Below are 14,144 nucleotides of genomic sequence, written 5' to 3'. Positions count from 1 at the left end.
AAAACAAAAAGGGGTGGCCGCTCAGGATGCGGCGGCGTTGATCAGGGCCATGTCGCTGCTGGACATGAGCTTGTCGATGTCGACCAGGATGAGCATGCGGTCGTCCAGCGTGCCCAGGCCTACCAGGTATTCGGTGTCCAGCAGCGCGCCCATCTCGGGCGCGGGCCTGACCTGGTCCGCGTCCAGCGTGATCACGTCCGAGACGCTGTCCACCACCATGCCCATCACCCGGCTGGCGATATTCAGAATGATCACCACGGTGAACTGGTCGTAGCTGGGCGTTCCCAAATTGAACTTGATGCGCATGTCCACAATCGGCACGATGATGCCGCGCAGATTGACCACGCCCTTGATGTGCTCGGGCGCATTCGCGATGCGCGTCACCGTGTCGTAGCCGCGCAGCTCCTGCACTTTCTGGATGTCCACGCCGTACTCTTCATGGCCCAGCCTGAAGGCCAGGAATTCGAGTGCCTTGCCGGCTGTTGCGGGGCTGTTGTGTGTCTCGTGCATACGCACTCCTTTGGAATCAATGGACATCTGTCTCTACCGTGTATCTATCGTGTATCTATCGGCCGGCCTGATGAAAACTCAAGAGCTACTCACCAGGCCGTCCTGGCGTTTTGATGAATTCATATCCGCAGATGAAATCTTTATCCACAGATTTCGCAGATTTACGCAGATTAAAAAACTCAAAATCCAAGCTCGTGTTTCCAGTGCAGAGAGACAAGTTCCAGCTACAGATTTCTTCTCTTCAATCTGTGAAAATCTGCGTAATCTGCGGATGAATCTGTATTCGAAGATTTGCATGGATAGACCCATCAAGATGACATGGCCTTCGCGGCCCGGGGCCGGGCGGCCGCCGCCGGCTTGCGCGCGGGCGGGCGCGGCGCCTCTTGCAGGCCCAGCGCTTCGGCCAGGCCGGCGCGCAGCCGGCTGATGGCCTGGCTGTGCAGCTGGCAGACGCGCGACTGGGTCACGTCCAGCACCGCGCCTATCTCGCGCAGGTTCAGCTCTTCTTCGTAATAAAGGCTTAGCAGCAGCTGCTCGCGCTCGGGCAGCTGGCCTATGGCGGCGATCAGCTGGCGCCGGAAGTCGCCCTGCAGCAGCTGCGTGAGCGGCTCGTCGGCCAGCACCTTGTCACCGTGGTCCTGGCGGTCCAGGAAGCTGCTCTCGCCGGCCTCGCCGTCGCCGCGCTCAAAATCTTCGTAATAGACGAGCTGGCAGCCGTGTATCTCGTGCAGCAGCTGCTGGTAGGCCGCCAGCGGCAGCTCCATGGCCTGGGCGATCTCGCTTTCGCTGGGCGCGCGGCCCAGCTTTTGCTCCTGCGCGCGCACCGCCATGGCGACGCTGCGCGAGGACTTGCGCAGGCCGCGCGACACCCAGTCGTTGGCGCGCAGCTCGTCGAGCATGGCGCCGCGTATGCGCTGGCTCGCGTAGGTCTCGAACTTCGCGCCCTGGTCGTCCTGGTATTTTTCGGCGGCGTCCAGCAAGCCCATCATGCCGACCTGTATCAGGTCGTCCAGCTCCACGCTGGCCGGCAGCCTGGCGATCAGCTGCAGCGCCAGCCTGCGCACCAGCGGCGCGTGCTGCGCCAGCAGTTCCGACGGGGCGGACTGGGCCATCTTTCCCTGGGGGGTGTACATGGAAGGATTCCTCCTGCTTCTTGAACGGTCGGGTGTCAGGCGGCGGCCGCGTGCAGGCTGTCCACGCGCGGCGCGCCTTCTTCTTCGGCGGCGGGCCGCGCGGGCCAGCGCAGCAGCGCCGAGGCCAGCCGGTAAAAATCCGCCGCGGCCGGGCTGCCCGGAAAGGCCTCGACCACGCTGAGGTTGAGCCCGCTCGCCTCGGCGAGCTGCGGGTCGGCGCTGATGCAGCCGGCCGGCTCCAGCGCCAGGCCCAGGTAGCGGCTCGCGGCCCCGGCCAGGTTGGCCTGGATGCGCTGGGCCTCGGCCTCGTCGGCCGCGTGGTTGACCAGCACACGCACGCGCCGCAGCCCATGGGCCTGTTGCAGCCGCTTGATGCAGGCGTAGGCGGCGGTGATGGCTTGGGCCTCCGGCCGCAGCAGCACCACCATCTCGTCGGCCCGGGCCGCGAGTGGCGACAAGGTGCCCTCTTCGCCCAGCACCGCGTCCAGCAGCACCAGCCGGCCGCGGCGCCGCGACGGCCCCGAAGGCGCATTGCCGCGCTCATCGACCAGGCGCACGTCCTGGCCCAGGCGCGCCAGTGCCGCCGCGAGATTCAGCGTGACGCTGCTCACACCCGCGGCCGGCGCGCCGGCGACAAAGGCCAGCAGCCGGCCCGGGCTGTTCGCCATGAGGCGCCTGAGCCCGTCGGCCTGGTCGCTGCCCGGTGTCTTCACGCGTCCATCCTCAGCCGCGCGCGGCGGGCATGTGTGCCGGCAAGGGCGGGTCCACGCCCTCGGTCTCCAGCGCGTCCAGCAGCACCAGCAGCTTGCCCAGGCCTTCGAGCAGCACGGCGGCCGGCACGGGCCGGCCCGCTTTGGGCGCCCGGCCGGCCAGTTGCGCGAGCGCGGCGCGCGCCGTGCCAGCCCAGCCGTCCTGCAGGCCTTGCAGCAAAAACACCGTGGCGCAGGCCTGGCCGGCAATCAGCCGGTGTGCGGGCGTACCGGCCGCATCAAGCTGGGCAATGCCCTGGCCCAGCAGCTTGAAATAGGGTTCGGCGGCGCTGCGCCAGGCCGGCCACTGCGCCATGCGCTGCGCCGGCACCCGCACGGCTTCGCCGGCCAGCACATAGCTATGGGCCAGCAGCTTGCCGCTCTGGGCATCGACCATGCGCCTGACCACACAGCGCAGCACCGGCAGGGGCGGCTGCGTGCCCGGCGCCATCTCACCCAGCTCGGGCCGCAGGCTGATGCGCGCCTCGGCCACCGACATCAGCGCCGCCTTCTTGCGGTAGAGCACAGGCTGGGCCGTGCCGAAGTCCAGGCCCGCGGCCAGCTTGCCCAGCGTGCCGCGCGCGCCGGTGTCCGCATCGACCATGCGCATGGCCGAGCTGCCGGCCGCCGCCCAGGCGCGGCCTTCAAGCTGCCACTGGCGGATCAAGCCGGCCTCGGGCACTTGCGCGAACAAATGGACCACCGTCTTGCCCAGCGCGGGCTGCAGCGCCCACCCTGCCGGCCGTGCCGGGTCCGCGTGGCCTTGCAGCGGCGCCGCAAACACCTGGCCCGTGCGGTCCGACAGCAGCAGCGTGCCGCCCAGGCCTTGGGCCGTGTCGCTTCCGCGCGCTTCACCGGCCACGGCCAGCACATGGCCGTCGCACAGCGCGGCGCTGTCTTCCACGGCCCGGGACAACAGCGCCCGCGACACACGCTGCGCGTCACCGGCACCCGCGGGGTCGGAAAGCCGGCGCCACAGCGCACGCGTTTCCTCAAACCCTATGCCGCCCTGCGACAGCGCGGCCGCGTTGGCGGCCAGCTCCTGCGCGTTGTGCGTCAGGGCATTGATCAGTTGCCGGCATTGCGCGCGCAGGCGCTCGCTGGCGGCCTGCGCCTCTTCGGTAGCGGCTGCGGGCTTGTCCTCCAGCCCGGACTCGCCGGGTACAAACAGCGCGCTGCGGCTTCGGGCCTGGAACACGCTGTCAACCAGGGCCCGGCCGTCGGCCGGCGCCAGGTGCTCGGGCACTTGCTGGCCGCTGGAGATGTAATGCACCGGCAGCTGGTGGCGTATCGCCATGTCGATCAGCGCGCCCGGGTGGGTGGCCTCGTCGACCTTGGTGAAGATGCAGCCGGCCAGGTCCCATTCGCTATCGGTGCCGCCGGCCTTCTCGCCATGGCGGTAGGCCTGCACCACTTCGTTGAGGGTGTCGCCGTGGCTGGAGGCATTGAGCAGCAGCAGGCGCTTGACCGGCCGGCTCGCGCCGCTGAGCATGGCGATCTGGCCGGCGACCGCACGGTCGCGCTGGCTCATGCCCACGGTGTCTATCAGCACCATGTGTTTGTCGCGCAGGACGGCCAGCACCCGGTCCAGGTCGGCCGCGTCCTTCACCGCATGCACCGACACGCCCAGGATCTGGCCGTAGATGCGCAGCTGCTCGTAAGCGCCTATGCGGTAGCTGTCGGTGGTGACCAGGGCCAGCTTGTCGGCACCAAAGCGCATCACGCAGCGCGCCGCGAGCTTGGCCGTGGTGGTGGTCTTGCCCACGCCGGTCGGGCCCATCAGCGCATAGACGCCGCCCTCGTCCAGCAGCGCGCCTTCGTTCTCGAGCAGCGGCATGCGGCGCGCGAGCTCGGCCTTGGCATAGTCCATGCCCTGCGCATGGCCCTGGCCCGTGGGCAGGTCCTGCAGGATGTCCTTGGCCAGGCGCGCGCTGAAACCCGCGCCCAGCAGGGTGCGCAGCAAATGGCCGCGCACCGGGTCGCGCCGCTGCTTGTCGTTCCAGGCCATGCCGGCGAGCTGCTCTTCAATCATGCCGCGCATGGAATGGATCTCGCGCAGCACGGCGTCGCTTTCGGCCGGCGGGCTTACGGGAGCGGCAGGCAGGGCCGCGGGTGCTGGCACCGCAACAAACTCGTCGAGCGCCGCCAGCACCTCCACGCCTTCGGCCGTCACGCGATTCGACAGCACCACGGCATCGGGGCCCAGTTTTTCGCGCACCAGGCGCAAGGCCTCGCGGCTCGAAGGCGCGACGACCCGGCAGGTTTCGCCGATGTTGCTGCTGCGGGTGTTCACGTCGTGGCTCCAATCGTGGCGGTCACCTGGATGGTGCGGGTGTCGGGTATCTCAGCGTGCGACAGCACCTTGAGCTGCGGCAGGCTGCGGCGCAGAAAGCGCGCCAGCAGCACGCGCAGCGGGTGCTGCACCACCAGCACAGGCGCCAGGCCCAGCCCGGCCTGGCGGTCCATGGCCTGCTGGGCTTCGCGCAGCAGCCTGTCGGCCAGGCCCGGCTCCAGGCCGGCGCTGTTGGCCAGGGCCTGCAGCAGCACGCGGTCCAGCGCGCTGTCCAGGCCTATGACCTGCAGGGCTTCGTTGCCCGGGAAAATCTGCTGCACGATGGCGCGCGACAGCGCCAGCCGTATCAGCGAGCTCAGTTCGGTGGTATCGCTCACCGTGGGCGCGTGCTCGGCCAGCACGTCGAGGATGGTGCGCATGTCGCGTATCGGCACGTTTTCCTCAAGCAGGTTCTGCAGCACTTTCTGCAGCGTCGTGAGCGAGAGCGTCTTGGGCACCAGGTCCTGCACCAGCATGGGCGACTCCTTGCCTATGCGGTCCAGCAGCTGCTGCACTTCCTGGCGGCCCAACAGCTCGGCCGCGTGCGCGTGGATCAAATGGTTGAGGTGCGTGGCCACCACGGTGCTGGCGTCGACCACGGTGTAGCCGTAGATCTGCGCCTGCTCGCGCAGGCCGCTGTCTATCCAGGTCGCGGGCAGGCCGAAAGCCGGGTCCCTGGTCTGCGTGCCCGGCAGGGGGGCGCTGACCTGGCCCGGGTTGATGGCCATCCACTGGCCGGGAAAGGCCTCGCCCTCGCCGATCTGCACGCCCTTGAGCTTGAGCACATAGGCGTTGGGCTTGATCTCCAGGTTGTCGCGGATATGGACCACGGGCACCAGGAAACCGATGTCCTGCGCGAACTTCTTGCGTATGCTTTTGATGCGGCCCAGCAGCTCGCCGTTCTGGCTTTTGTCCACCAGCGAGATCAGCCGGTAGCCGACCTCCAGCCCCAGCGGGTCCACCAGGGCCACATCGTCCCAGCTGGCTTCCTGCGATTCGGCCGGGGCCGGCGGCGGCGGGGCTTCCGCCGCGGCGGCCGCGCCCACGGCGCCGCGCTGCAAGATGCGCCGGCCCAGCCAGACCAGGCCGCCCGCGATGATCAAGAACGCGATGTTGGGCATGCCGGGGATCAAGCCCATGAGGCCTATCACGCCGGCCGTCAGGAACAGCACCTGCGGGTTCGCGAACAGCTGGCCCGTGAGCTGGCCGCCCACGTCCTCGTCGGTGGTGACGCGCGAGACGATGACACCGGCCGCGGTGGAGATCACCAGCGCCGGGATCTGCGCGACCAGGCCGTCGCCTATGGCCAGCAGCGTGTAGGTCGTGGCCGCCTGCGAAAAATCCAGCCCGTGCTGGGCCATGCCGACGATCAGCCCGCCTATGATGTTGATCACCAGGATCAGCAGGCCGGCCACGGCGTCGCCGCGCACAAACTTGCTGGCGCCGTCCATGGAGCCGTAGAAGTCGGCCTCCTGCGCCACTTCGGCGCGGCGCTTGCGCGCCACGTCCTCGCCGATCAGGCCGGCGTTGAGGTCGGCGTCGATGGCCATCTGCTTGCCCGGCATGGCGTCCAAGGTGAAGCGCGCGCCCACCTCGGCGATGCGGCCCGCGCCCTTGGTGATGACCATGAAGTTGATCACCACCAGGATGATGAAGACCATCACGCCGACCGCGAAGTTGCCGCCCACCAGGAAGTGGCCGAAAGCCTCTATCACCTTGCCGGCCGCGTCGGGCCCGGTGTGGCCCTCCATCAGCACCACGCGCGTGGAGGCGACGTTGAGCGACAGGCGCAGCAGCGTGGTGAACAGCAGCACGGCCGGGAAGGCCGCGAAGTCCAGCGCCTTCATGGTGTACATGCTGACCAGCAGCACCATGATGGACAGCGCGATGTTGAAGGTGAACAGCAGGTCCAGCAAAAACGGCGGCAGCGGCAGCACCATCATGCTGAGGATCAGGATGATGAGCACCGGGCCGGCGAGGCCCTTGCCTTTGCCGCCGGCCATCATCTGGCGCGGCAGGCGCATCAGGTCGTCAACCAGTGTCATGCGGCGGCTCCTGCCGGGGCAAGGGAGGCAAGGGGATCGAGCGACTCAGGCACCGGCAGGTCGCGCGGTGCGCGCGGGGGCGCCACGCCGCCCTCGGCCGCGCGGCGCAGCTGGTAGGCCCAGGCCAGCACCTCGGCCACGGCCGAATACAGCGCCGCCGGGACTTCATCGCCGAGCTTGGCGTGGCGGTACAGCGCGCGCGTCAGCGGCGGCGCTTCCAGCACCGGTATCTTGTGCTCCTCGGCCATGGCGCGTATGCGCAGGGCCACCAGGTCGGTGCCCTTGGCGATCACGCGCGGCGCGCGCATGTCCTGGTCCAGGTATTGCAGGGCGACCGCGAAGTGCGTGGGGTTGGTGACGATGATGTCGGCCTTGGGCACCTCGGCCATCATGCGGCGCTTGGCCATCTGTTGCTGCTGCCGGCGTATCTGCGCCTTGATGTGCGGGTCGCCCTCGCTTTCCTTGTTCTCCTGGCGCAGGTCCTCGCGCGACATGCGCAGCTTGCGCGCATGGCTCCAGAGCTGGTAGGGCACGTCGATGCCGGCCACCAGCAGCAGCGAGGCGATGATCAGCGCGCAGCTGCTGACGACCAGGTGCAGGGTGTGCGGCAGCGCGGCGTGCGAGGGCTCGCGCATCAGGCCCATGATGGCGCCCAGGTCGTCCGCGATCACCCACCAGGCGACGCCGCCCACCAGCGCCGACTTGAGCAAAGTCTTGACGAGTTCGGCCAGCGATTCGACCGAGAACATGCGGCCTATGCCGGCAACCGGGTTGAGCTTGGAAAAATTCGGCGCCAGCGACTGGGCCGACAGCAGCCAGCCGCCCAGCAGCATGGGCGCGACCAGCGCGGCCACCAGCATCATCAGCAGCACCGGCAGCAGCGCCTGCATGGCGTGCAGCACGGCCGTGCCGGCCTGGTTCATCATGTGCGAGGCATCAAAGGCCGAGGCGCGCTCGAACTGCAGGCCGCCGCGCAGCGCGCTGTTGAAATGCCCGCCCATCATCTCGCCCAGCATCCACAGGCCAGCCACGCCGGTGGCCAGCATGACAAAGGTGACCAGCTCGCGCGACCGCGCCACCTGGCCTTCTTCGCGCGCCTTTTCCAGGCGGCGCGGCGAGGCCGGTTCGGTCTTTTCGAGCTCACTTTCTTCCGCCATCCATACTCCGCAGCGCGGGGCGCGGGGTGCGCCCAGTCCTGAGAATTATTGGAGGGGAGGCCTGAAACCGATCTGCGAAACAGGCCCTGTATCGGGCTGTTCTTCAGGCAATAAGGGCTCTAGGGGAGACGATCCTCGGATAGCGGTTCATCCGCAGATCTCTGGGTTTCCGCAGATTAAAAAGAAAGAAATCTATCCGCAGATTACGCAGATTTCCGCAGATAAAAACCATGGAAATGAAGTCGGATACAAAAATCCTATTCTTCAATCTGCGTAAATCTGCGTAATCTGCGGATAGAGATTTCTCCGCGGATTCCGCGTGGCTCAGAACCCGAGGCTGGCCAGCAGATCGTCTACCTGCCCCTGATCGTCCACCGCATCCGCATTGCCTATCTTGATCTGCGGCCCATTGAGCAGCCCCTGCCCCGCTTCCTGGCGCTTGTCGGGCGGTGCGTTGTCTATCAAGAGCTGCAGCAGCTGCGTCTCCATGTCCTTGATCACGTCCATCATCTTCTTGATGACTTGGCCGGTCAGGTCCTGGAAGTCCTGGGCCATCATGATTTCCATGAGCTGGGCATTGGTGGCGCCGGCCTGCTGCGGCGCCTCGGCCAGGTAGTTGCGTGTGTCTTTCACCAGCTCGCGCGCATCGGACAACTCCACCGGGCTGGCGAACCAGCTGTCCCAGCGCTTGCCGAGCTCCACCGCCTGCTTGGCCAAACTATCTTGTATGGGCTGGGCCACGTCGATGGCGTTGAGCGCCCTTTCGGCCGCGCGTTCGGTCATCTGGGCCACATAGCTGAGGCGGTCGCGCGCATCGGGAATCGCCTCGGCCGCGCGCGCAATGCTTTTGTCCAGGCCCAGTTCGCGCATGCCCTCGCGCATCTGGCGCGTCAGATGGCCTATGCGGTTGACCAGCTGTTCGGCCGAATCGCCGGCGGCCGCGGGCTGCAGTGCTACGGCTTGGTGTGCGTCCATGTCAGGCACCCTCCTTCTCGATCTTTTCGAAGATCTTGTTGATCTTTTCCTCCAGCGTCACGGCGGTGAAGGGCTTGACCACATAGCCGTTGGCGCCGGCCTGCGCGGCCGCGATGATGTTTTCCTTTTTCGCCTCGGCCGTCACCATGAGCACCGGCAGCTTGGCGAACTGCGGGTCGGCGCGTATGGCCTGCAGCATGGCCAGGCCGTCCATATTCGGCATGTTCCAGTCCGAGACCACAAAGCCGTAGCTGCCGGCCTTGACCTTTTCCAGGCCCGCCGCGCCGTCCTCGGCCTCGTCGACGTTGACGAACTCCAGCTCCTTGAGCAGGTTGCGCACAATCCGGCGCATGGTCGGGAAGTCGTCCACGACCAGGATCTTGATGTTTTTATCAACCACACGTCACTCCAGTTTTTTCATTCAGTTTGATGATTGGTTTACGGCCGGTGTGGCCTTCAGCTTGAGCTCCTACACCCGGTTGGCGCGCTCCCCGAAAGAGCGCAGGTGCGCCAGCACGCGCTGGCTGATCTCGCGCAGCGGCGCCACCTCGGTGACCGCGCCCAGCGCCACGGCCTCGCGCGGCATGCCGTAGACCACGCAGCTGGCCTCGTCCTGCGCGATGGTGTGGGCGCCGGCCTGGCGCATGCGCTGCAGGCCCTCGGCGCCGTCGCGCCCCATGCCGGTCAGGATCACGCCGATGGCGTTCTTGCCCGCATGGCGCGCGGCCGAGTCGAACAGCACGTCGACCGAGGGCCGATGCCGGTTCACGGGCGGCGCCTGGTCGACCTGGGCCACATAGTTGGCGCCGCTGCGCGTGAGCGACAAATGAAAACCGCCCGGCGCGATATAGGCATGGCCGGGCAGCACACGCTCGCCGTGCACCGCTTCCGAGACCACGATGCGGCACAGGCCGTTGAGGCGCTGCGCGAAGGAATTGGTGAAACCCGCCGGCATGTGCTGGGCAATCAGGATGGCCGGGCTGTCGGGCGGCAGCGGCTGCAGCACCTCGCGTATGGCCTCGGTGCCGCCCGTGGAGGCGCCGATGATGATCAGTTTTTCGGTGCTCAGCAGCGGGCTGTGCAGCAGGGGCACTTCAGCGCCGGCCGCGCCGCCCGCCGGCGCCGCGCGCCGCACCGGCAGCAGCTTGGCGCTGGCCGCGATGCGTATCTTGCCGGCGATCAAATCGGTGTAAGACAGCAGGCCGTCGCGTATGCCCAGGCGCGGCTTGGTCACAAAGTCGATCGCGCCCAATTCGAGTGCGCGCAGCGCGGCCTCCGAGCCGCGCTCGGTCAGCGAGGACACCATGAGCACCGGCATGGGCCGCAGCCGCATGAGTTTTTCGAGGAACTCCAGGCCGTCCATGCGCGGCATTTCCACGTCCAGCGTCATCACGTCGGGGTTGTGCTGCTTGACCAGGTCGCGCGCGACCAGCGGGTCCGAGGCCGTGGCCACCACCACCATGTCAGGCTGGCTGTTGATGATCTCGGTCATCAGGCTGCGTATCAGCGCCGAGTCGTCGACGCACAGCACCTTGATCTTGTTCACGCTCACGTTACCGTTCATAGGGCCCACGCATTCCTGGCGGCCGCGCCCGCGGCCTGGCTGTTGCTGAAGATCTCGACAGTGGCGGGCCGCGCCGGCCTGCGCAAGGTGGCGGCCAGCGCCTGCTCCTCGTCGCGCACCAGCGCCACGTCGGCCTGCTGGCGCAGCTTGCGCATGGTGACCCTGCCCGTCACCGGGAAGTAGTTGATGCGCCGCGGGTAGTTGCCGCGCAAATCCTGGGCGGCCACCCGCACCTGTTCCATCTGCAGGTAACGCAGCACAAAGTCGGCATTGCGCTCGCCGATGTTGAGCAGTGTCATATTCGCCAGCACCGCGCCGCCGCCAAAGACCTTGGCCTCCAGCCGCTCGCGCCGCGCGCCGGCCTTGAGCAGCTCGTTGAGCAGCATCTCCATGGCGTAAGCGCCATAGCGCATGGACGCCGCCGCGCCGCGGGTGCCCGGTTCGGCGTCCTCGGGCAGCATGAAATGGTTCATGCCGCCTATGCCGGCCACGGTGTCGCGCACACAGGCCGAGACACAGGAGCCCAGCACCGTGGTCAGCACCATGTCGCTGGAGGTCACAAAGTATTCGCCGGGCAAGAGCTTGACCGCCGCGATGTCGAACTCGCGGTCGAAGTAATGGTGGGTGGCCAGGGTCTCCCGGTGCGCCGTGGTCATGGGCCGGCCACGAGTTCATACACCGTCTGGCCCTTGAGCCGGAAGGTGTCGCTGGCAAAGGAAAAATTCTCCGAATGCCCGGCAAACAGCAGGCCGTGCGGCTTCATCAGCGGCGCGAAACGCTGCAGGATGCGGCCCTGCGTGGGCTTGTCGAAGTAGATCATCACATTGCGGCAGAAGATCGCGTCAAAGGGCTCGCGCAGCGCCCATTTCGCGTCCAGCAGGTTGAGCTGCTCAAACTTCACCATGGCCGCGACCTCGGGCCGTATGCGCACCTTGCCGGCCTGCGCGCCCGCACCCTTCAAGAAAAAGCGCTTGAGCCGCGCCGGCGAAAGCTTGCTGACCTGCTCCATCGTGAAAATGCCGGCCTGGGCCTTGGCCAGCACCTGGGTGTCTATGTCGGTGGCCATCACGCTGGCCGCCGCGCCCGCGCGCTCGCCCAGTGCCTCGATCAAGGTCATGGCGATGGAATAGGGCTCCTCGCCGGTGGAGGCGGCCGAGCACCAGACACTCATGGGCTGGGCGCATTTTTTGGCATGCTCGGCCAGCAGCGGGAAATGGTGGGCCTCGCGGAAAAAGGCCGTGAGGTTGGTGGTCAGCGCATTGGTGAACTGCTGCCATTCGTCGCCATGCGGGTCGGCTTCGAGGAAACGCAGATAGCTCGCGAACTCGGTCAGCCGCAGCTCGCGCAGGCGCCGCGCCAGCCGGCTGTAGACCATCTGCCGTTTCTGCGTGCTCAGGGCAATGCCCGCCCGCTGGTGGATCAGCGTGCGTATTTTTGAAAAATCATGGTCCGTCAGGAGAAAATCCGGACCGGCCGACGAGGCCGTGGCGCCATGCAGGGGTGTGTTCATAGGTTTTTTGGCCATCGCGCGCGGGGCACGCGCCTTGTGCACAGTGCAAACGGCGATGCTTCAATGTACAAAGCCTGCGCCGCCCGCCATGGCCTGAAAAGCGCGCGAAAAGGCCCGCTTCTTTGGCGATGGCGGGGCGGCGGGCTCGGGCATAAAGATTTATCCGCAGATGACGCAGATCTACACAGATTGAAGAAAGAAAATCTGTACTAAGAACTTCTTCTCAATCTCTGCACGCTTCCACCACACAAGCTTCCATTGCCTTTGTCTTTATCTGCGGAAATCTGCGGAAATCTGCGTAATCTGTGGATATAAGAATTCATCCGCAGATTTCGCAGATTTACACAGATTGAAGAAGGAAAATCCGTACCAAGGACTTCTTCTCCATCTCTGCACGCTTCCACCGCACAAGCCTTCATTGCCTTTGTCTTTATCTGCGGAAATCTGCGTAATCTGTGGATATAAATTCTTCTGCGGATTGAAAAATCAAACCGCGCTAGATAGTGACCGTATGCGCCCAGGCCAGCGCCGCCAGGTGCGCCTGGTTGACGCGCGTGGAGGTCACAAACAGCGCATCGGCCAGCGCCGGCACGCGGCCGTCTCTTTGTTCGCAGGCCTCGACCAGCGACAGAAAGGGGCCGTACACGCCCTCGCGGCCCAGCAGGGCCTGCACCACGGGCTCGGGCAGCAGGATCTGGCTCACCACCTTTTCGAGCGGGATGCCCAGCAGCTGGTCCAGCAGCGAGAACATGCCGACAAAAAACAGGTGCTCGGCCTCGCCGCGCGGCAGCAAGTCCTTGCCCAGCAGCTCGGCAAACCGCCCGCGCACAATCGCCGCCTGCAGCAGCGCGTGCGAATAGCCGGCCGTGTTGGTCGTGGCCAGCAGCACCGACAGCCAGCGGAACAGCGGGGTGTACCCCAGCATGGTCACCGCATGGCGCAGCGATTCGATCTCGACCTCGATGCCGAAACCCGGCGAGTTGATGTAGCGGAACAGCTTGTACGACAGCGCCGCATCGCGCTTGAGCACACCCTCGATGTGCCGCACGTCGGCGTTTTCCTGCACCATCTGCATCAGCTGCAGGATAAAGATCGCCTGCGGGCTCAGCGCCCCGGCATTGTTGAGCGGGCGCGGTGTAGTGCACAGTTGCCCAAAAAACCCGCCCACGCCATGCGCGGCCGACTTGTCAAACTCCGCCCATCCCGGGAAATCCTGCACCACCACGGCCAGCGGCGGCTCGGCCTGTTTCGCCAGGTTGCTGAGCGCCGCGAAATCCGGATGGCCCCAAGGCAGCTCGATATGCGTGGCCAGCGGCAGCAGGGTCTCGGCATGCGCTTCCATAAACGCGAGGCTGGCACCGCGCAGCGCCAACTGCAAACCCTGTTCACGCATGGAAGCCATGCCCGCCACACAATCCTCGGCCAGGTCGCCGCAGTCCAGCATCAGCACCGTGTTTTTGGGAAGCTCCGCAGCCAGGATGCCGCCAGGCGGCACACCGCGCTCGGCATCGAGGAAGAGCAAACCCAGCTCGGCATCGTGGGCGCGCTCACCCACAAAGTCCAGCAACTGCCGCACATCTTCCCGCGCATCCGTAGGCACCGGACTCTGCCAGGCCAGCCTGTAGCCAACCACCTGTTGTTTGGGGTCCAGCAGAGGGGCTCGTACAAGGAATTTGTTGTCTGGCATGGGATTGATTTAGTTTTTTGGCCTGGCGGCCGGCCGGCGGAGATGGGCTTTTAGCGGACTGTAAGGAAAAAGGGTGCAATTGATTGCATTGAATAAGGAGGGGTTTATGAGTCTGTTTTCTAAATAGGTTTTTTGGCCGGGGCTTGTCCGGCGGGGCGCTCCCCTCTGACTCCTGCTGGCCGGGGTTGCCCGGCGGCAACTCACTTTCTTTTGCTTCGCCAAAAGAAAGTAAGGGCGGTCTCAAGGACCAAGTGCAACACCTGGGGGAATCTGGGCATTGTGCGCGATGCAGTCTTCGAAGAAGGCTTGAGCGGGCGTTTTCCAGTCCAATGTTGCCCGTGGCCTCGTGTTCAGGCTCCAGGCGATCTGGTCGAGCTGGCGCTGGCTGTACACACTCAGGTCTGTGCCCTTTGGTAGGTACTGCCTGATCAGGCCATTGATGTTCTCATTGCGGCCACGTTGCCAGGGACTGTGCGGGTCAG

General features: G+C 66.0%; 13 protein-coding genes. All 13 read right to left on the bottom strand.

Translation table 11 applies throughout. The features are described from left to right. Window positions 1-21: 21 nt before the first annotated feature. Window positions 22-510, bottom strand: a complete 489-nt coding sequence (locus AC1DUN_RS11760; protein WP_477714109.1) for a chemotaxis protein CheW — start codon at window positions 508-510, stop codon at window positions 22-24. A 308-nt stretch (window positions 511-818) separates the two neighbouring features. Continuing rightward, a complete protein-coding gene (locus AC1DUN_RS11755; RefSeq protein WP_477714108.1) occupies window positions 819-1,643 on the bottom strand; it encodes an RNA polymerase sigma factor FliA in 825 nt (274 codons plus the stop codon). Window positions 1,644-1,678: 35 nt separating this feature from the next. Then, a complete protein-coding gene (locus AC1DUN_RS11750; protein ID WP_477714107.1) occupies window positions 1,679-2,356 on the bottom strand; it encodes a MinD/ParA family ATP-binding protein in 678 nt (225 codons plus the stop codon). Between the two features lie 10 nt (window positions 2,357-2,366). Next, entirely contained in the window at window positions 2,367-4,685 is a 2,319-nt protein-coding gene (flhF, locus tag AC1DUN_RS11745; protein ID WP_477714106.1) for a flagellar biosynthesis protein FlhF, read from the bottom strand. Continuing rightward, entirely contained in the window at window positions 4,682-6,748 is a 2,067-nt protein-coding gene (flhA, locus tag AC1DUN_RS11740) for a flagellar biosynthesis protein FlhA (protein ID WP_477714371.1), read from the bottom strand. The genes flhF and flhA overlap by 4 nt, the downstream gene beginning before the upstream one ends. Window positions 6,749-6,765: 17 nt before the next feature. Continuing rightward, window positions 6,766-7,926, bottom strand: coding sequence for a flagellar biosynthesis protein FlhB (flhB, locus tag AC1DUN_RS11735; RefSeq protein WP_477714105.1), 1,161 nt, complete (start codon window positions 7,924-7,926; stop codon window positions 6,766-6,768). A 324-nt stretch (window positions 7,927-8,250) separates the two neighbouring features. Next, window positions 8,251-8,901 carry a protein phosphatase CheZ gene (gene cheZ / locus AC1DUN_RS11730; protein WP_477714104.1) on the bottom strand — a complete coding sequence of 217 codons (651 nt, stop codon included), beginning with the start codon at window positions 8,899-8,901 and terminating at the stop codon, window positions 8,251-8,253. 1 nt (window position 8,902) lies between these two features. Further along, the gene (cheY, locus tag AC1DUN_RS11725; RefSeq protein WP_477664007.1) at window positions 8,903-9,301 is read right to left on the bottom strand and encodes a chemotaxis response regulator CheY; all 399 of its coding nucleotides are present in this window, start codon (window positions 9,299-9,301) and stop codon (window positions 8,903-8,905) included. 69 nt (window positions 9,302-9,370) lie between these two features. After that, a complete protein-coding gene (locus AC1DUN_RS11720) occupies window positions 9,371-10,465 on the bottom strand; it encodes a protein-glutamate methylesterase/protein-glutamine glutaminase (protein ID WP_477714103.1) in 1,095 nt (364 codons plus the stop codon). After that, entirely contained in the window at window positions 10,462-11,121 is a 660-nt protein-coding gene (gene cheD, locus AC1DUN_RS11715; RefSeq protein WP_477714102.1) for a chemoreceptor glutamine deamidase CheD, read from the bottom strand. Before cheD ends, AC1DUN_RS11720 begins: the two co-directional genes overlap by 4 nt. Continuing rightward, the gene (locus tag AC1DUN_RS11710) at window positions 11,118-11,975 is read right to left on the bottom strand and encodes a CheR family methyltransferase (protein ID WP_477664010.1); all 858 of its coding nucleotides are present in this window, start codon (window positions 11,973-11,975) and stop codon (window positions 11,118-11,120) included. The genes cheD and AC1DUN_RS11710 overlap by 4 nt, the downstream gene beginning before the upstream one ends. Window positions 11,976-12,471: 496 nt before the next feature. Beyond that, window positions 12,472-13,662 carry an EAL and HDOD domain-containing protein gene (locus AC1DUN_RS11705; RefSeq protein WP_477714101.1) on the bottom strand — a complete coding sequence of 397 codons (1,191 nt, stop codon included), beginning with the start codon at window positions 13,660-13,662 and terminating at the stop codon, window positions 12,472-12,474. A gap of 240 nt (window positions 13,663-13,902) precedes the next feature. Then, a partial coding sequence (locus tag AC1DUN_RS11700; protein ID WP_477714100.1) for a transposase occupies window positions 13,903-14,144 on the bottom strand: 242 nt, incomplete at its 5' end.

Source organism: Polaromonas sp. P4_F6 (assembly GCF_056401275.1).
Note: the sequence above shows the minus strand (reverse complement) of the source record. Positions and strands in the feature narration are given on the sequence as shown.